Origin of the sequence: Ornithinimicrobium panacihumi, assembly GCF_052073805.1 — a bacterium.
GTDB classification, from domain to species: Bacteria; Actinomycetota; Actinomycetes; order Actinomycetales; family Dermatophilaceae; genus Ornithinicoccus; species Ornithinicoccus panacihumi.
In genome coordinates this window covers 19,417-36,982 of record NZ_JBQGWG010000008.1, presented here as the reverse complement: position 1 = coordinate 36,982, position 17,566 = coordinate 19,417, and the positions used below count along the sequence as shown (strand labels likewise).

16 protein-coding genes are annotated in these 17,566 nt (G+C 71.8%); 10 read left to right on the top strand and 6 right to left on the bottom strand.

What is annotated here, in order from left to right; genetic code table 11:
• Positions 1 to 5 precede the first annotated feature (5 nt).
• Positions 6 to 1,160 (bottom strand): glycosyltransferase family 4 protein, encoded by a 1,155-nt coding sequence (locus tag ACTMMA_RS09300; RefSeq protein ID WP_441189848.1) that lies wholly within the window; start codon positions 1,158 to 1,160, stop codon positions 6 to 8.
• 146 nt (positions 1,161 to 1,306) lie between these two features.
• A complete protein-coding gene (locus ACTMMA_RS09295) occupies positions 1,307 to 2,440 on the bottom strand; it encodes a mannose-1-phosphate guanylyltransferase (RefSeq protein ID WP_441189847.1) in 1,134 nt (377 codons plus the stop codon).
• A gap of 41 nt (positions 2,441 to 2,481) precedes the next feature.
• Here ACTMMA_RS09295 and ACTMMA_RS09290 point away from each other — a divergent pair, with 41 nt between their 5' ends.
• The 7 genes from ACTMMA_RS09290 (at position 2,482) to ACTMMA_RS09260 (ending at position 11,155) form a co-directional block, all read left to right on the top strand.
• Entirely contained in the window at positions 2,482 to 3,567 is a 1,086-nt protein-coding gene (locus ACTMMA_RS09290) for a quinone-dependent dihydroorotate dehydrogenase (RefSeq protein WP_441189846.1), read from the top strand.
• Positions 3,568 to 3,792: 225 nt separating this feature from the next.
• Positions 3,793 to 4,980: an amidohydrolase gene (locus ACTMMA_RS09285; protein WP_441189946.1), complete on the top strand. Its 1,188-nt coding sequence runs from the start codon at positions 3,793 to 3,795 to the stop codon at positions 4,978 to 4,980.
• 159 nt (positions 4,981 to 5,139) lie between these two features.
• Positions 5,140 to 6,255, top strand: coding sequence for a BMP family lipoprotein (locus ACTMMA_RS09280; protein ID WP_441189845.1), 1,116 nt, complete (start codon positions 5,140 to 5,142; stop codon positions 6,253 to 6,255).
• A 172-nt stretch (positions 6,256 to 6,427) separates the two neighbouring features.
• Positions 6,428 to 8,077 (top strand): ABC transporter ATP-binding protein, encoded by a 1,650-nt coding sequence (locus ACTMMA_RS09275; RefSeq protein WP_441189844.1) that lies wholly within the window; start codon positions 6,428 to 6,430, stop codon positions 8,075 to 8,077.
• Entirely contained in the window at positions 8,074 to 9,420 is a 1,347-nt protein-coding gene (locus tag ACTMMA_RS09270; RefSeq protein WP_441189843.1) for an ABC transporter permease, read from the top strand. The genes ACTMMA_RS09275 and ACTMMA_RS09270 overlap by 4 nt, the downstream gene beginning before the upstream one ends.
• Positions 9,417 to 10,721, top strand: coding sequence for an ABC transporter permease (locus ACTMMA_RS09265; protein ID WP_441189842.1), 1,305 nt, complete (start codon positions 9,417 to 9,419; stop codon positions 10,719 to 10,721). Before ACTMMA_RS09270 ends, ACTMMA_RS09265 begins: the two co-directional genes overlap by 4 nt.
• Positions 10,722 to 10,735: 14 nt before the next feature.
• Entirely contained in the window at positions 10,736 to 11,155 is a 420-nt protein-coding gene (locus ACTMMA_RS09260) for a cytidine deaminase (protein ID WP_441189841.1), read from the top strand.
• On the opposite strand, the gene ACTMMA_RS09255 is transcribed toward ACTMMA_RS09260, so the two are convergent.
• Together ACTMMA_RS09255 and ACTMMA_RS09250 are read right to left on the bottom strand one after the other, a co-directional pair.
• Positions 11,145 to 11,777 carry an ASCH domain-containing protein gene (locus tag ACTMMA_RS09255; RefSeq protein ID WP_441189840.1) on the bottom strand — a complete coding sequence of 211 codons (633 nt, stop codon included), beginning with the start codon at positions 11,775 to 11,777 and terminating at the stop codon, positions 11,145 to 11,147. The two genes, ACTMMA_RS09260 and ACTMMA_RS09255, sit on opposite strands and share 11 nt — an antisense overlap.
• A gap of 4 nt (positions 11,778 to 11,781) precedes the next feature.
• Positions 11,782 to 12,468: a hypothetical protein gene (locus ACTMMA_RS09250; protein WP_441189839.1), complete on the bottom strand. Its 687-nt coding sequence runs from the start codon at positions 12,466 to 12,468 to the stop codon at positions 11,782 to 11,784.
• Positions 12,469 to 12,516: 48 nt separating this feature from the next.
• Here ACTMMA_RS09250 and ACTMMA_RS09245 point away from each other — a divergent pair, with 48 nt between their 5' ends.
• Complete coding sequence (locus tag ACTMMA_RS09245; RefSeq protein WP_441189838.1) at positions 12,517 to 13,233, top strand: hypothetical protein; 717 nt, start codon at positions 12,517 to 12,519, stop codon at positions 13,231 to 13,233.
• The gene (locus ACTMMA_RS09240; RefSeq protein WP_441189837.1) at positions 13,226 to 14,509 is read left to right on the top strand and encodes a thymidine phosphorylase; all 1,284 of its coding nucleotides are present in this window, start codon (positions 13,226 to 13,228) and stop codon (positions 14,507 to 14,509) included. Before ACTMMA_RS09245 ends, ACTMMA_RS09240 begins: the two co-directional genes overlap by 8 nt.
• Before the next feature lie 18 nt (positions 14,510 to 14,527).
• On the opposite strand, the gene deoC is transcribed toward ACTMMA_RS09240, so the two are convergent.
• Positions 14,528 to 15,295, bottom strand: a complete 768-nt coding sequence (gene deoC, locus ACTMMA_RS09235) for a deoxyribose-phosphate aldolase (RefSeq protein WP_441189836.1) — start codon at positions 15,293 to 15,295, stop codon at positions 14,528 to 14,530.
• Between the two features lie 58 nt (positions 15,296 to 15,353).
• Here deoC and ACTMMA_RS09230 point away from each other — a divergent pair, with 58 nt between their 5' ends.
• Positions 15,354 to 16,478: an adenosine deaminase gene (locus ACTMMA_RS09230; RefSeq protein ID WP_441189835.1), complete on the top strand. Its 1,125-nt coding sequence runs from the start codon at positions 15,354 to 15,356 to the stop codon at positions 16,476 to 16,478.
• 287 nt (positions 16,479 to 16,765) lie between these two features.
• Here the strand turns inward: ACTMMA_RS09230 and ACTMMA_RS09225 are convergent, their stop codons facing one another.
• Positions 16,766 to 17,563 carry an RDD family protein gene (locus ACTMMA_RS09225; RefSeq protein ID WP_441189834.1) on the bottom strand — a complete coding sequence of 266 codons (798 nt, stop codon included), beginning with the start codon at positions 17,561 to 17,563 and terminating at the stop codon, positions 16,766 to 16,768.
• Positions 17,564 to 17,566 lie beyond the last annotated feature (3 nt).

Sequence of the window (17,566 nt, the reverse complement as noted above, 5' to 3'; positions counted from 1 at the left end):
CGTGGTCAGGCCGCGGTGGTGGAGGCCCTGCCCATCGCGAGGGCGTAGTGGTCGAGGAGCTGGTCCACCAGGGCCGGCCAGGACCGCGCCAGGACGCGCTCCCGCCCCGCCTCGCCGAGCTGTCGCCGCAGGTCCTGCGCCGCCGCTCCGACGAGCGGCGCCACCGCCTCGGCCAGGGCTCCCTGACGGTCGGGGTCGAAGAGCGAGCCGTCGAGGCCAGGTGTGATCAGGTCCAGGGGGCCCCCGCGGGCCGGCGCGACGACCGGAAGGCCGGTCGCCGCGGCCTCTTGCAGGGTCTGCCCGAAGGTCTCCCGGGTGCCGGTGTGGACGAAGACGTCGAAGGCGGCGTAGGCACGAGCCAGCTCGATGCCCTCCCGACGTCCGAGGAAGACCGCACCCGGGAGCTGCGCCTCCAGCGCCTCACGGCTCGGGCCCTCGCCCACGATGACCAGCCTGGCGTCGGGGGTGCGCGCCAGCTCCACGAGGCGGTGCAGCTCCTTCTCCGGCGCCAGGCGACCGACATAGCCCAGCACGGTCTCGCCGCGGGGTGCCAGCCGGGCCCGCAGCTCCTGCGTCCGGGGGTCCTCGCGGCGCTCCGGCGTGAAGAGGTCGGAGTCGACACCTCGGCCCCAGAGGGCGATGCGGGGCACGTTGTGCTCGGCTAGGTCGGCCAGCGCCGCGCTCGAGGGGGCCAGGGTCAGGTCGGCCTGCTGGTGGATGCGACGGATCCAGCGCCACGCGGCCCGGGCGGTCAGGTCGCCCGCGAGGCCGAGGTGCTGCCGGATGTAGGAGGGCATGTCGGTCTGGTAGATCGCCACCGAGGGGATCCCCAGGGCCCGGGCCGCGGTCAGCCCGCGCACCCCGAGCACGAACGGGGAGGCCACGTGCATGACGTCCGGCCGGAAGCGGTGCAGCACCGTCTCGATCTCGTAGGAGGGCAGCCCCACCCGGAACTGGCGGACGGGCACGCTGGTCACGCTGTGCACCGGGAAGCCCGCGTAGTGCTCCGGCGTCATGGTCGGGCTCCACGGGCTGGTGCCCGGCGCCACCACCAGGGCCTCGTGGCCCTTCGCCCGCAGGCACTCCAGCACCTTGCAGACGCTCGTCGTGACGCCGTTCAGCGCCGGGAGGAAGGACTCGGTGACGATGGCGACGCGCACGTGCTCGAGCCTCTCGACGGGAGGTGATCCCACGGAGTCGGGCAGGGGTGTGTCGGGTGAGCGGCGGGTGACCAGCGGGTGGCCGATCCCGTCGCGCAGCCGTCTCGTGGGGGGAGTCGCTCCTGCCCGCCCCGGCTCGATGGTGCTCAGGTCAGGTCCTCCCGGCCGAGCCGCTGCAGCGCGGCGACGACACCCTTCACGTCCTGGCAGCGCTCCCGGCTGGTGACCAGGAGGGCGTCGGGAGTGTCCACGACCACGACGTCGTCGACCCCGAGGGTCACGACCGTCCGACCGCCGTGGGCCGCGACGACGCCGGTCGAGTCCTCGGCCACCACGAGCGAGGCGTCACCCAGGACGCGCACACCGGGGTGGTCCTGCGACTCTGCCAGCAGCGTGGCGAGGCTGGCGAAGTCGCCCACGTCGTCCCAGGAGAAAGGTGCGGGCACGACCGCGACCGCACCGGCGGCGGCGGCCGGCTCGGCCACCGCATGGTCGATGGCGATCTTGGTCAGCGACCCCCAGAGCTGGTCGATGCGGCGGGGCGAGGCCGCGATCTCGCGCAGCGTCCGGACCATGTCGGGATGGTTGCGCCCGAGCAGGTCGAGGAGGACCTTCGCCCTCACGACGAACATCCCGGCGTTCCACAGATAGTCACCGGACTCGACGTAGGCGGCGGCCTCCTCGGCGCCCGGCTTCTCGACGAAGGCCTCGACGTGGAGCACGTCGCGGGCGCCGGGCACGTGCCGCGGCTCGCCCGTCCTGATGTAGCCGAAGCCGGTCGCCGGGTAGGTCGGCCGGATCCCCAGGGTGACCAGCGAGCCCTGCCGGGCGGCGAGCACCGCCTGTCGCACGCGGTCGGCGAAGACGTCCAGGTCCCCGATGACGTGGTCGGCGGCGAACGAGCCCAGGACGGCGTCCGGGTCGCGCCGCTCCAGGACGGCCGCGGCCAGCCCGATGGCCGGCATCGAGTCCCGGGGCGCCGGCTCCACGAGCAGGTTCGAAGGACTCAGCTCCGGCAGCTGCTCACGCACGGCGTCGGCGTGCCGGGCGCCGGTCACCACCATGACCCGGTCCGCGGCGAGCGGGGTGAGCCGGTCGACCGTCGCCTGCAGGAGCGAGCGGCCCTGACCCGTGAGGTCGTGGAGGAACTTGGGGGAGGAGGCCCGCGACAGCGGCCACAGGCGCGTCCCCATGCCGCCGGCGGGGATGACCGCGGTGAAGTCCCCGAGCTCGAGGCCCTCGGGCTCGAGATCGACGTCAGGTGGGTCGGACGCTGGCATGGCGGCCAGTCTAGGCACGCTCGGGCTCATAGGGTTGGACCATGGCCTCACCCGACACCCCCCTCCGGCGACTGTCCCGCGGAGCCAGCTCCGCCGCATACCGGGGTCTGGCACGTCCGCTCCTGTGGCGCGTCGACGCCGAGACCGCCCACCACGGCGCCGTCCTGGCGGCCGACACCCTCGGCCGCGCGCCCGTGCTGCGCGCGCTCACCAGCCTCGGCGGGTATGCCGCAGGTCCCGCGGGCGAGCAGGCTCCCCTCGAGCTGCTCGGGCTTTCCTTCCCGCACCGGGTGGGGCTGGCCGCGGGCATGGACAAGGACGGCCGCGGGGTGGCCACCTGGGGTGCGCTGGGCTTCGGGCACGTGGAGCTGGGCACGGTCACGCCGCGTCCCCAACCCGGCAACGCGCGACCCCGCCTGTTCCGCCTGCCCGCCTCCGGGGCCGTCATCAACCGGATGGGCTTCAACAACCGGGGCGTGGGGGCGCTGGCCGACCGCCTGCGGACGGCCCGGGAGCAGGGCCTGGTGACCATCCCGGTGGGGGTGAGCATCGGCAAGAACAAGGACACCGCCGTCGAGGACGCCGCTTCCGACTACCTGACCTGCGTGCGCGCGCTCGAGGGGCTGGCCGACTATCTGGCGGTCAACGTCTCCAGCCCCAACACCCCCGGCCTGCGCTCGCTGCAGGACGCCGAGCCGCTCGGGAGGCTGCTGCGCGAGGTGGTGGCAGCCGCCGGGGCGGTCCCGGTGCTGGTCAAGCTCGCCCCCGACCTGACCGCCGAGGCACTCGATGAGGCCCTGGACGTCGCGCTGGGCGCCGGCGTCGCCGGTGTCATCGCGACCAACACCACGCTCGACCGCTCGGCCGTGGTGCCGCAGGAGCGGGGCCTGGGGGAGGAGTCGGGCGGTCTGTCCGGACGGCCGTTGACGCTGCGCTCGCGCGAGGTGGTGCGGCAGGTCCGGGCCCGCACCGAGCTGCCGGTGATCGGTGTCGGCGGCATCATGACCGGGTCCGACGCCGCCGCGCTGGTCGAGGCCGGTGCCGACCTGGTGCAGCTCTACACCGGGCTCGTCTACGCCGGGCCCACGCTGATCGCCGATTCCGTTGCCGCGACCGCCCGGCGGTGACGACCCCCCGCCGCGCTCCAGGATGCCGGTGGTGAGCTGCCGACGTGTGGTGGAGCGGTGACGTGGCGGCGGAGTTGTACCCTGAAAAGACCCCGCCCGACGACCCTGTGAAGTGACGTGACCCCCGACCCCACCGGCCAGCTGCAGACCACGACCGGAGCCCCGCTCCTGCCGCACGGTTCGGGCACCCCGCCGCGGTCGGTCGCGGGGAACGGCACCGGCCCCGTGCAGCGGGTGGCCGAGGAGGTCGACCGCCTCGCGGACCGGCTCGTCTCGCTGCGGCACGACGTCCATCGCAATCCCGAGCTGTCCTGGCACGAGATGCGCACGACCGCGCTGATCACCGAGGTGCTGGGGGAGGCCGGCCTGCAGGTGCGGGCGCTTCCGGGCTCCGGGGCGCTGGTCGATCTCGGGGCCACCGAGCCGGCCGTGCGGGTCGCGCTGCGTGCCGACATCGACGCGCTGCCCCTGGACGAGATCACCGGCCTGCCCTTCGCCTCGCGCGTCCAGGGTGCCTGCCACGCGTGCGGGCACGACGTGCACACCGTCGGCGTGCTCGGGGCCGGCCTGGCGCTCAAGGCGCTGGAGGAGGAGCTGGTCTCCCGGGGGATCGGGGTGCGCCTGATCTTCCAGCCGGCCGAGGAGACGATCCCCGGTGGCGCCCACGCCGTGATGGAGCACGGCGGGCTCGAGGGCGTCGACCGGCTGCTCGCGCTGCACTGCGACCCCTCCATCGACGTGGGGCTGATCGGGCTGCGCGTCGGCCCGATCACGGCCGCGAGCGACTCCGTCCACGTGACCCTCACCGGGCGGGGCGGCCACACCTCCCGACCGCACCTGACGCAGGACGTGACCTACGCCTTGGGCAAGGTGGTCACCGAGGTCCCGGCCGTGCTGTCGCGGCGTCTCGACCCGCGCTCAGGGACGGCCCTGGTGTGGGGAGTGGTCCGCTCCGGCTCGGCGCCCAACATCATCCCCACGCACGCCGAGTGCATCGGCACCCTGCGGATGCTCGACTCGGAGACCTGGGACACCACGGGCCCCCTCATCGAGGAGGTCGTCCAGGCGGTGGTGACCCCCTACGGCGTCACGGCGAAGGTGCGCTACATCAAGGGCGTCCCACCGGTGGACAACGACAACGCGGCCGTCGTCGCCATGTCCAAGTCGGCGATGACCATGCTGGGAGCATCCTCGGTCGTGCCCACCAAGCAGTCGATGGGTGGCGAGGACCTGGGCTGGTATCTCACCGAGGTGCCTGGTGCCATGGGTCGCCTGGGCACCCGGACGCCCGGCGGGGCCACCCACGAGCTGCACCAGGGCGACCTGGTCGTCGACGACTCCGCCGTCCTGGTGGCCGCAAAGGTGCTGGCCGGAGCGGTGTTCACCTCGGCCGGCCCGCAGGGACTGGTCTGAGCCACACCCGCCTCCGAGTGTCGGGCTGAAAAGTTCTGACAACGGTGAGAAAAGTCACGACTGCATCACTTTTCCGGCAGGACACCTCGATCTGGTATGGGGCGCGCGAACCGGGCGGTAGCATTGACCCGTCCCCACAACGCTGACAAAGGAGTACCTGTGCGTCGGGTTCTGAAGTTTGCGGCCATCGGTGCCGCCGCCACCATCTCGCTGGCCGCCTGTGGTCAGGCGCCCACCGACAACGCCGACTCGTCCGGGGACGCCCCCGGTGCGAGCGAGGCGCCCGCAGCCGGAGGCGACAACGCCGACTTCTCCGCCTGCATGGTCTCCGACGCCGGTGGCTTCGACGACCAGTCGTTCAACCAGTCGGGCAAGGAGGGTCTGGACTCCGCCAAGGCCGACTTCGGCATCGAGACCACCGAGATCGAGTCCCAGGCCGACACCGACTACGCCAACAACGTCAACAACCTCGTCTCCGACGGCTGCTCGATCACCATCGGCGTCGGCTTCCTCCTCGAGGACGCCATCCAGGCCGCCGCGGAGGCCAACCCCGAGTCCAACTTCGCGCTGATCGACTCCGGCTTCACCGACGAGAACTTCGCCCCGGTCGAGCTGGACAACGCCAAGCCGATCCTCTTCAACACCGCCGAGGCCTCCTTCCTGGCCGGCTACCTGGCCGCCGGGATGAGCGAGTCCGGCACCGTCGCCACCTTCGGCGGCATGCCGATCCCCTCCGTCCAGATCTTCATGGACGGCTTCTCCGACGGCGTCGACAAGTACAACGAGGACAACTCGGCCGACGTCCAGCTCCTCGGCTGGGACAAGGAGGCGCAGGAGGGTGCCTTCTCCGGCGACTTCGACAACCAGAGCCAGGGCCAGACCCTGACCGAGCAGTTCATCGCCCAGGGTGCCGACATCGTGATGCCGGTCGCCGGCCCGGTCGGCCTGGGTGCTGCCGCCGCCGCGTCCGAGAAGGACAACGTCAAGCTGATCTGGGTCGACTCCGACGGCTTCCTGACCGCCGAGGAGTACAAGGACCTCATGCTCACCTCGGTGATGAAGCAGATCGGTCCGGCCGTCCACGACACCATCGGCGCCACCGTCGAGGGTGGTTTCTCCAACGAGCCCTACGTCGGCACGCTGGAGAACGGGGGCGTCGGCCTGGCCGAGATCCGTGGTGCCGAGGTGCCCGCCGAGCTGCAGACCAAGCTCGACGAGTACAAGGCCGCGATCATCGACGGCTCGCTGAAGATCGAGACCCCGAACGCCCCGTGACGTCCGGGAGCCGCCTCGGTCGATGACCTGGGGCGACCCACCTCCTAGCGGCCCGGCCCTCCTGGGTCGGGCCGCTAGGCTGTCCCCACCCCGGCGAGGGCGCCCCCGGTGCTCCCGCCCCCTGCACAGCCCCTGTCCCCGTGTCCCCCGTCGACAACGAAGGCACCATGCAATGAAGCTGGAACTGCGCGGCATCACCAAGGTGTTCGGTCCCCTCGTCGCCAACGACCACATCGACCTGGTGGTCGAGCCCGGCGAGATCCACGCCCTCCTGGGCGAGAACGGCGCCGGCAAGAGCACCCTGATGAACGTCCTCTACGGCCTCTACGACCCCGACGGGGGCCAGATCCTCCTGGACGACAAGGAAGTCACCTTCAAGGGACCCGGCGACGCCGTCGCAGCCGGGATCGGGATGGTGCACCAGCACTTCATGCTCGTCCCGGTCTTCACCGTGGCCGAGTCCGTCGCGCTGGGCTACGAGCCGACGGGACCGGCCGGCACGCTCAAGCTGGACGAGGCCCGCAGCCGGGTCAAGGAGATCTCCGACCGCTTCGGCTTCCACGTCGATCCGGACGCCGTGATCGAGGATCTCCCCGTGGGCGTCCAGCAGCGCGTCGAGATCATCAAGGCGCTCTCCCGGGACGCCAAGGTGCTCATCCTCGACGAGCCCACCGCCGTGCTGACCCCTCAGGAGACCGATGAGCTCATCGGCATCATGGGCGAGCTGAAGGAGGCCGGCACCTCCATCGTCTTCATCACCCACAAGCTGCGCGAGGTCCGAGCCATCGCCGACCGGATCACCGTCATCCGCCGCGGCAAGGTGGTCGGGCAGGCCAGCCCCACCTCGACCGAGACCGAGCTCGCCTCGCTGATGGTCGGCCGGTCCGTCAACCTGTCCGTGGCCAAGGAGCCCAGCCAGCCGGGCGACGCCGCCTTCCAGGTGCGCGACCTGTCGGTGGTGGCACCCAACGGCACCGTGCTCGTCGACGACATCTCCTTCGACGTCCACGCCGGGGAGATCCTGTGCATCGCCGGTGTCCAGGGCAACGGCCAGACCGAGCTGGCCGAGGTCATCCTCGGCCTGGAGGAGGCCGACGCCGGATCGGTGGTCCTCGACGGCCAGGACCTCAAGGGCAAGGGCGTCAAGCAGCGCCTGCACGCGGGGATCGGCTTCGTCCCCGAGGACCGCTCCACCGACGGGGTGGTGTCCAGCTTCACCATCGCCGAGAACCTCGTCCTCGACCTCTACGACACCCCGCCGTTCGCCAAGGGGATCTCGATGAGCCCGGCCAAGGTGGCGGCCAACGCCGAGCAGCGGACCGAGGAGTTCGACGTCCGCTACACCTCGGTGCAGGACCCGATCTCGACCCTGTCCGGCGGTAACGCCCAGAAGGTCGTCCTGGCACGAGAGATGTCGCGCCCGCTGCGCCTGCTGGTGGCCTCCCAGCCGACCCGTGGCCTGGACGTGGGCTCCATCGAGTTCGTCCACAAGCGGATCGTCGCCGAGCGCGACCAGGGCACGCCGGTGATCATCGTCTCCACCGAGCTGGACGAGGTCCTCAACCTTGCCGACCGCATCGCGGTCATGTACCGCGGACGCATCGTCGGCATCGTCGACGTCGCCGAGGAGGCGGCATCCGGCGGGGTCTCCCGCGACATGCTGGGCCTGATGATGGCCGGTGTCCCGATGGACGAGGCCCGCACGCAGGCCGCCGAGCACCACTCGGTCCTCGGCCAGGCAGACCTCGACGGCGACGGCATCCCCGACGCCGAGCAGACACCTCATACCACCGTCCCCTCGACCACGGAGGAGCAGCCGTGACCTCCCCCCAGCACCCCGGCGCCAGCCAGTCGCAGGGCTCCGACGCCGGAGCCGAGCAGGCCGTCGCGGCCGCGCCCCCGGCGCAGACCGGCGTCGAACCGACCCCGGACGGGCCGACCCACCGCGACGGCGAGCGCCCCTCCGTCCTGCACCAGATCCTCTCCGGCAGCGCGCTGATGTCGGTGCTGGCCGTCGTGCTGGCCCTGGCCATCGGTGGCCTGCTGATCGCCTTCGCCGACGAGGACACCCGTGCCGCCTCGGGCTACTTCTTCGCCGCCCCGATGGACATGCTGTCCGCAGCCTGGACGGCCATCAGCGAGGCCTACGTCGCGATGTTCCGCGGGTCGGTCTTCGACTGGCAGGCCTCCACCTTCGCCGGGATGATCAAGCCGCTGACCGAGTCGATGGTCTTCTCGATCCCGCTGATCCTGGCGGGCCTGGGCATCGCCGTCGGCTTCCGTGCGGGTCTGTTCAACATCGGTGCCCAGGGCCAGATCATCGTCGGCGCGATCGCCGCGGCCTGGATGGGCTTCGCCTTCGACCTGCCGCCGGTCATCCACCTGCTGGCCGCCGTCCTGGGCGGCGTCATCGGAGGTGCCGTCTACGCCGGCATCCCCGGCGTCCTCAAGGCCCGCTTCGGCGCCAACGAGGTCATCGTGACGATCATGCTGAACTACATCGCGGTCCAGCTGGTCAACTACATGCTCAAGACGCCTTCGTTCAACCTGGGCCGCACCGGGCAGAAGAGCCCCAACGTCGGTGCGGACGCGGTCTACCCCAAGCTGGTGCCGCAGTGGTTGATGCCCAACGACTTCCGGCTGCACTGGGGCTTCGTGGTCGCGATCCTGGCCACCATCTTCGTGTGGTGGCTGATGGAGCGCTCCACGATCGGCTTCCAGATCCGCGCCGTCGGCGCCAACCCCGCCGCCGGTCGCACGGCCGGCATGTCGGTCGGACGCATCACGATCATCACGATGGTCATCGCCGGTGCCCTCGCGGGGCTCGCCGCAGGCGGTCAGGTGCTGGGCACCGAGCGGGCACTGACCGCAGGCGTGGCCGCCACCTTCGGCTTCGACGCCATCACCGTGGCGCTGCTGGGCCGATCCAAGCCGTGGGGCACCTTCTTCGCCGGGCTGCTCTTCGGGGCGCTCAAGGCCGGTGGCTTCCTCATGCAGTCGCGCACCTCCACGCCGATCGACATCGTCCTGGTCGTCCAGTCCGTGATCGTCCTGCTCATCGCCGCACCGCCCCTGGTGCGCTCCGTCTTCCGGCTCCCCGCGCCAGGGGCAGCACGCAGACCCCGCCGCCCCTCCGCCCGTCCCAGCACCGAGGTGACCGCATGAGCACCGCCACCACCGCGCAGCAGCCGGCGACGCCCTCGATGGACGCCGAGCACGCCCACACCCGGCCCAAGGTCGGTTTGAAGACCACGGTCGTCTACGCCCTGGCCGCCTTCCTCGCCCTGCTGCTCCTGCTGGGCGTCGACGCCGGTGACAGGACGACCTTCCAGCTGGGGACCTCGGCCGACTTCGTCACCATCCCCAACATCACCGTCCCCGCGATGGCCACGATCCTCATCCTGGCCCTGATCATGGCCGCCGCGGCCGTGTGGGCCTTCCTGCTGCGCCGCAACAGGGTTCCCGCCCCGGCCTGGCTGCACCTCATCGTCGGCGTGGCCTTCGTGCTGGCCTTCCTGGCCTTCTCCGGCGCCGGCAAGTCCTCGGTCATCCCGATGGTCGCGCTGCTGCAGGGCGCGGTGATGCTGTCCGTGCCGCTGGTCTTCGGTGCGTTGTCCGGAGTCATCTGCGAGCGCTCCGGCATCATCAACATCGCCATCGAGGGCCAGCTGCTGTTCGGCGCCTTCGCCGCGGCCGTGGTCGCCTCGGCGACCGGCACCGGCTACGCCGGCCTGATCGCGGCCCCGATCGCGGGCGCCCTCGTCGGCGCGCTGCTGGCCTGGTTCGCGGTGATGTACCGCGTCAACCAGATCATCGTCGGCGTCGTCCTCAACACCCTCATCATGGGTCTGACCGGCTTCCTGTTCTCGACCGTCCTGGCCCAGAACAAGGCGGTCTGGAACACCCGCATGCCGCTGCCCCGCATCCGGATCCCGGGCCTGGCCGACATCCCGGTCATCGGCCCGGTGCTGTTCAACCAGACGATCCTGGTCTACCTCATGTACGCCATCGTCATCATCCTCAACTTCATGCTCTTCCGCAGCCGCTGGGGCCTGCGCACCCGCGCCGTCGGCGAGCACCCCAAGGCCGCCGACACCGTGGGCATCAAGGTCAACCCGCGCCGGGTGTGGAACACCATCCTCGGTGGTGCCATCGCCGGTCTGGGCGGTGCCTTCTTCACCGTCGGCACCGGTCTGGCCTTCGGTCGCGACATGTCGGCCGGCAACGGCTTCATCGCGCTGGCGGCGATGATCCTGGGCAAGTGGAACCCTCTGGGCGCGGTCGCGGCCGCGCTGCTGTTCGGCTTCTCCAAGAACCTGGGCAACATGCTCTCCAGCACCGGCAGCGGCGTGCCGCCCGAGCTGCTGATCGCCCTGCCCTACATCATCACGATCTTCGCGGTCGCCGGCTTCGTCGGACGGGTCCGCCCGCCGGCCGCGGAGGGCATCCCCTACACCAAGAGCTGATCGAGAGGTATGTCGTGAGCCAGCACCCTGGCAGCACCACCGTGGACCAGTCCGACTGGGACGGCCTGCACGCCGCCGCCGTAGAGGTGGCGGGGCGGGCCTACGCCCCCTACTCCCACTACCCGGTGGGCGTCGCGGGGCTGGTGGACGACGGCCGGGTCGTGCGCGGCTGCAACGTCGAGAACGCCGGTTACGGGGTGACCCTGTGCGCCGAGTGCGGGATGGTCTCCGAGCTCGTCGCCGGTGGCGGCGGGCGCCTGGTGGCGGTCTGGTGCGTGGATGGGAAGGGCGCCACGATCATGCCGTGCGGGCGCTGCCGTCAGCTGCTGTGGGAGCACGGCGGGGCCGACTGCCTCCTCCAGACCCCCGAGGGTGTCCTGCGGATGGACCAGGTGCTGCCCCAGGCCTTCGGCCCGGAGGACCTCACCCGCTGAGGCGGCGTCTGGCCGCCCGGCGGGCCTGCGCCGGCACCAGCACCTCGAACCTTTCGAGCACGACCATCGTGTCGTCGTCGACCGGGGCGCCGGAGGACCGGGCGAAGAACTCGCGGTGGGCCCGGCGCCAGTGCGAGAGGTCGCCGGAGCCCTCACCCTCGAAGCGTGCGTGCTCCTCGCCTACATCGGCGAAGCGGACCACCCGGACGTCCGTGGTGCGGATCAGCGCGCGGGGCCAGCCGGCCCCGTCGAGAAGGATCGACAGCAGCCCGGGCTGCGGCAGCGCGAGGTCGAGGTCGCGGACGGTCAGGACCCCCACGTCACCACCGTGGTCGCCGTCGCCAACCTGGTCGTCGTCGCCCGGATCCGTCCGTCGCGCCTCGTCCTCGTAGTCGCGCAGGGCGCTCGCGGTGGCGGTCTTGCGCCCGGTGAGCACCAGGTCGAGCAGCCGGTCCGCGGTGGCCGGGTCGTCCCCGAAGGACCATGCCGGAGGGGGCAGGGTGTCGCTCACTACCTGCCCGGTGTAGGCCTCGGTGCGGTTGAGCTTGGCGCGGATCCGCGCATCCGCCCAGAAGGCGTCGATGGCCCCGGCCCGGTCGGGACGGCTCGACGCGGCGGGCATGACCTCAGTCCTGCGTGCTGCTCGGCCGGCCGTCGCCGAGACGGTCGCTGGCCAGCAGGCTCGCGCGGGGCAGACCCGCCTCCAGCGCGAGGCGACCGGCCTCCGGGCTGCGGGCGATGTAGAGCGCGCGACCACCGATCGGGGCGATCCGCTCCTGGAGCATCTTCAGGGTGCCCGCGTCGACGACGACGCGGCCCTGCTCGGCGGGCATGAACGGGTCCTGCCCGAAGGTGCCCTTGCGGTCCTTGCGGGAGACCTTGTCGACCGCCATCGGCTCCTGGCTGATCGCCTCCGAGAGCCAGGTCAGGATCGCCGGGTCGGAAGGCTCACCGCCGTCGATCGGCGTGGAGAAGCGGACCTCCTCGCCCTCGCCGGTGATCTCCTGCAGCGCGAGCTTGGCCTTCCGCTCCCGCGTGATGATCGTGTAGGCCAGCGCCGGGGAGCCCTCGACGACGGCCTCGGCGGCTAGCACCAGGGCGTAGGGGTCGACCCCGACCGCCAGCGGCTGCGCGCAGTGCAGGGTGGCTTCCATCCGGGGGGTGGAGACCGTGGCGACGACACGCTCGTTGCGAACCGCGATGATGGTGGGGAACATCGGCTGCGTCTGCCCCGTCCCACCAGGGCGGCGCGAACGGCGCAGCAGATCGGTCACAGGAGGGACGACGAGGGCCATGATGTCAGCGATGCGCACGCGGCACAGGATGTCACACGAGGGCACGGATCCGGCCGGAGGCCTGCGGTGAACCGCGACATCCCGGTGTGGGTCTGGGTGGTCGGGGCCATCGTCCTCTTCCAGGTCCTGGACAATCCGGGTGGTCTGGTCCCCTTCGTCGTCGCCTTCATCCTCTGGCAGTCCTTCGCCGGATCCCGTCGCCAGGTCGGCCGGGGACCATCCGGTCCGTCGGGCGCCCCGCGGCCGGGTGCGCCGGGCTCGGGCCACGCACTTCCCACCCCGCCGTCTCCCGCCGGTCCTCCCACATCTCCTCCGACCGGTTCCTTCCCCGGCTCGACGCCTCCGCAGGGCTCGGACCTGCCACGCATCGAGGTGCCCCGCTATCCAGGGGCCGGAGGAGGGACGGGAGCGGTGCCGCATACCCCGTCGTCGGACTCCGCGCCGAGGTCCTCCGCGCAACCCTCCGCCGCGCTCGACCCGGCGTTGAGCCTGGGGCTGCTCCAGTTGTCCCAGTCCGGCCGGGACCTGGAGCAGGCACGCTCCGCGGGGGACCGCACCCGCGTGGCGCAGGTCCTGGCGGGGATGGGGCCGGTGCTGGACCACCTGGACCGCACCGCCCACGCATCCCCGGGCACGGAGGCCAAGACCCTGCGCGCCGGCATCGCGCCCCTGCGTGAGGCCGTGACCCGGGCGCGGGTGCAGGGAGACGCCGTCGACCCCTCGGTCCTGGACCGCATCCTGACGGCCGTGCGCCGGATCGGTCAGACTGGGGGACATGAGTGAAGCCTTCGACGCCGTAGACATCATCCGGACCAAGCGCGACAAGGGAGAGCTGTCCAGCGAGGAGATCGCCTGGGTCATCGACGCCTACACGCGCGAGGTCGTCGCCGACGAGCAGATGTCGGCGCTGGGGATGGCCATCTTCCTCAACGGGATGTCCCGCCGCGAGATCCGCGACTGGACGACCGCGATGATCGAGTCGGGGGAGCGCATGGACTTCTCCTCCCTGTCCCGCCCGACCGCCGACAAGCACTCCACCGGCGGTGTGGGCGACAAGATCACCCTGCCGCTGGCGCCGCTCGTGGCGGCCTGCGGCGTGGCGGTGCCGCAGCTGTCCGGCCGCGGGCTGGGCCACACCGGAGGCACGCTCGACAAGCTGGAGGCCATCCCCGGCTGGCGCGCGGCACTGTCCAACGAGGAGATGCTGACCCAGCTCGAGGAGGTCGGGGCGGTCATCTGTGCCGCCGGGTCCGGCCTGGCTCCCGCGGACAAGCGGCTCTACGCCCTGCGGGACGTGACCGGCATCGTCGAGGCGATCCCGCTCATCGCCTCCTCGATCATGAGCAAGAAGATCGCCGAGGGCACCGGAGCTCTCGTGCTGGACGTGAAGGTCGGCTCGGGTGCCTTCATGAAGACCGAGGAGGACGCCCGCGAGCTGGCCCGCACCATGGTCGACCTCGGCAAGGACGCCGGCGTCAATACGGTGGCGCTCCTGACCGACATGTCCACCCCGCTCGGCCTGACCGCCGGCAACGGGCTGGAGGTGCGCGAGAGCGTCGAGGTGCTGCAGGGCGGGGGACCGGCCGACGTGGTCGAGCTCACCGTCGCCCTGGCCCGCGAGATGCTCCAGGGGGCCGGCGTCACCGACGTGGACCCGGCCGACGCGCTCCAGGACGGCCGTGCCTACGACGTGTGGCGCAAGATGATCCAGGCCCAGGACGGCGACCCGGACGCCCCGATGCCGACGGCGAAGGAGACCCAGGAGGTCGTCGCCGACGCCGACGGCGTGCTCACCGAGCTGGACGCGATGGCCGTGGGCGTCTCCGCCTGGCGCCTCGGCGCGGGCCGCGCGCGCAAGGAGGACCCGGTGCAGGCCGCCGCCGGCATCGAGCTGCACGCCAAGCCTGGCGACGAGGTGAAGAAGGGTCAGAAGCTGATGACCCTGCACACCGACACCCCGGAGCGATTCGAGCGTGCGCTCGCGGCCCTCGAGGATGGCTGGAAGATCGGTGGCGAGCCGGTCGGGCCGACGCAGATCGTCATCGACCGCATCGCCTGACGTTCCGCCCTGGGTCGGTCAGTAGCCCTGGCCGTCGGCGCCGGCCATCTCGCCGCCCGGCTCGGGCACGACGAGCGTGCCGGCGGCCTCGCGCTCACGTGCGCCGGCCAGCAGGGCCTCGGTCGAGGAGGTGCCGATCCGGGTCACGCCCTCGGCGCACATGGCCAGCAGGGTCTCGATGTCGCGGACGCCTCCGGAGGCCTTGACCTGCATCGGCAGGTCGGTGCTGGCCCGCATCAGCCGGACGTCGGGCAGGGTGGCGCCGCCGCCGGCGAAGCCGGTCGAGGTCTTGACGAAGTCGGCACCGGCGGCCTGGCTGGCGCGGCAGGCGGCGACCTTCTGCTCCTCGTCCAGCAGCGCGGTCTCGAAGATCACCTTGACGATCGCGCCCGCGGCGTGACCCACCTCGACGACGGCCGCGATGTCTGCGGTGACCGCCTCTACGTCGCCGCCGCGCAGGCGGCCTATGTTGAGGACCATGTCCAGCTCGGTGGCACCGTCGGCCAGGGCCTGCTTCGACTCGGCGACCTTGGCCGCGGTCGAGGTGGTGCCGTGCGGGAAGCCGATCACCGTGCACACCTGCGTCTTGTGGCCCTCGACCGCGGCCAGCGCCAGCGCCACGTCGGAGGGGCGGACACAGACCGACCAGATCTCTGCGGCGGCCAGCTCGCGGCAGGACGCCTCGACCTCGGCCGGGGTCAGCTCGGGCTTGAGCAGGGCGTGGTCGATGAGGTCGGCGACGTCCTGGACGGTCAGGGTGCTCCCGGGAGCATAGGTGGTGGACATGACCCCGATTCTAGGCCGGAGCCACCCGTGGACGACGGCGCGCTCGTAGGATCGGGACATGAGCACCCCGGTCCCGGACGTCGCCGCACTGCCCAAGGTCCTCCTGCACGACCACCTCGACGGTGGCCTTCGGCCCGCCACGGTCCTGGAGCTGGCGCGGGAGCAGGGCTATGAGGCTCTGCCGGCCTCCGACGTCGACTCACTGTCGACCTGGTTCGCCGAGGCGGCGGACTCCGGGTCGCTGGTGCGCTACCTGGAGACCTTCGACCACACCGTCGCGGTGATGCAGACCGTCGAAGGGCTGCGCCGGGTCGCCCGCGAGTGCGCCGTCGACCTGGCCGCCGACGGGGTGGTCTACGCCGAGATCCGCTACGCCCCCGAGCAGCACCTGGCAGGCGGGCTGGGCCTGGACGAGGTGGTGACGGCGGTCAACCAGGGCCTGCGCGAGGGCGAGGAGGAGGCCGCCGGCACCGGCCGGACCATCCGCACCCGCGCCATGCTGACCGCGATGCGCCACGCCGCCCGCTCGGAGGAGATCGCCGAGCTGACCGTCCGCCACCTGGACGACGAGGTCTGCGGCTTCGACATCGCCGGAGCCGAGGACGGCTTTCCGCCCACCCGCCACCTGCGGGCCTTCGACTACCTGCGTCAGCACAACGCGCACTTCACGATCCATGCCGGCGAGGCCTTCGGGCTGCCGAGCATCTGGGAGGCGATCCAGTGGTGCGGCGCCGAGCGGCTCGGCCACGGCGTGCGCATCGTGGACGACATCACCCTCGACGGCCGCCCGGTCACCGATGATCTCCCGGCCGCGATCGCCCGCGCCGCCGAGGACCCGCGCGCCTTCGACCTCGGGCCGCTGGCGGCCTACGTCAAGGACACCCGCATCCCCCTGGAGATGTGCCCGAGCAGCAACGTCCAGACCGGGGCCGTGCCCTCGATCGAGGCGCACCCGATCACCCTGCTCAAGGACCTCCACTTCCGCGTCACCCTCAACACCGACAACCGGCTGATGAGCGCCACCACGATGAGCCGGGAGGCACAGCTGCTCGTGGATCGGGCAGGCTGGGACCTGCGTGACCTGCGGAGGGTGGCGGTCAACGCGATGAAGTCGGCCTTCCTGCCCTTCGACGAGCGCATCGACATCATCGAGGGCGTGCTCAAACCGGCCTACGACGGATGATGGGCCGACGGGGTGGGCCGGAGCCTTCCCGGATCCACGGGTGGGAAGAAGCCACACGGGACGTGGAGCACCCGTTCATGGAGTCCAACCACAACATCGCCCCCCTGCACCTGCATGGCAGGGCGCTGCACGTGGCCCTGGGGCTCGGCGTGCTGGTGCTCCTGATCCTCATCCTGAGCTGACCGCCATCGTCGGAGCGGCCCGCAGCCGGCTGAGGTGGCCGTCCCCGCGGCGGTCGGAGCCGGTCGCCACCCAGGAGGTCAGGGGAGTGGGCCGGAGCGAGGTGGTCAGGGGAGCAGCCGGGCGCGCAGCTGGTCGTCGCGGACCAACCTGACCTCGTCTCGGCGCCGGCGCTCGGCCAGCACCGCCGCCATCACCTGCTCCGGATGGTGCCCGGGGGGAGGCTGGGGAGCGACCCGCGGCTGCAGCGCGGCGTAGAGCTCGGCCCCGGTCCGGGCGCGCGCCTCGGGCGCCAGGCTGGCCGCGCGAAGCAGGAACTGACGGGTCGCCACCACCAGCGCGTCCGGCAGCACCCCGATGTCGGCCGAGCGGGCCCAGCCCTCCAGCCCCTCGGGCATCGCCGGGCCGGCCGGCACCGTGAGCCGGACCCGGTCCTTGACCACGTAGGTCCCGGCCAGGAAGTCGCCCAGCCGCTTGGCCCTCTCGTTGGTCATCGCCACCAGCAGCGCCAGTCCGCCGAAGGTCATCCACAGCTCGAAGGCGCCCGCCAGGGCCCGGATCGTGGCGTGCCTCAGCCCGATCGGCCCGGTGTCGTCGCGCACGGTCCGCAGACCCGTCGCCAGCTTGCCCAGCGTCCGGCCGTGCAGGAAGGTCTCCAGCCCGATCGGCAGCAGCGCCATCACCAGGACCATCAGCGCGATCGCGAAGGCCTGCCCCAGGGCGACGTCGGCGGCGAACAGGTCCAGCGGGGTCAGATAGAGGATCGCCACCAGGACCAGGGCCGTCACGGCCAGGTCGATCAGGCCGGAGACCATCCGCAGAGCGAGGCTGGCGGCGGGCAGCTCGATCTCGACCGCCTCGCTGGTGACGAAGCGCTCGTGCTCGAAGATCCCCCGGGAGGACATGGC

Bases quoted from the DNA above. Each gene is read 5' to 3' on its own strand.
- ACTMMA_RS09295 (WP_441189847.1), bottom strand. From the start codon at position 2,440: ATGCCAGCGTCCGACCCACCTGACGTCGATCTCGAGCCCGAGGGCCTC.
- ACTMMA_RS09290 (WP_441189846.1), top strand. From the start codon at position 2,482: ATGGCCTCACCCGACACCCCCCTCCGGCGACTGTCCCGCGGAGCCAGC.
- ACTMMA_RS09275 (WP_441189844.1), top strand. From the start codon at position 6,428: ATGAAGCTGGAACTGCGCGGCATCACCAAGGTGTTCGGTCCCCTCGTC.
- ACTMMA_RS09265 (WP_441189842.1), top strand. From the start codon at position 9,417: ATGAGCACCGCCACCACCGCGCAGCAGCCGGCGACGCCCTCGATGGAC.
- ACTMMA_RS09255 (WP_441189840.1), bottom strand. From the start codon at position 11,777: ATGCCCGCCGCGTCGAGCCGTCCCGACCGGGCCGGGGCCATCGACGCC.
- ACTMMA_RS09240 (WP_441189837.1), top strand. From the start codon at position 13,226: ATGAGTGAAGCCTTCGACGCCGTAGACATCATCCGGACCAAGCGCGAC.
- deoC (WP_441189836.1), bottom strand. From the start codon at position 15,295: ATGTCCACCACCTATGCTCCCGGGAGCACCCTGACCGTCCAGGACGTC.
- ACTMMA_RS09230 (WP_441189835.1), top strand. From the start codon at position 15,354: ATGAGCACCCCGGTCCCGGACGTCGCCGCACTGCCCAAGGTCCTCCTG.
- ACTMMA_RS09225 (WP_441189834.1), bottom strand. From the start codon at position 17,563: ATGTCCTCCCGGGGGATCTTCGAGCACGAGCGCTTCGTCACCAGCGAG.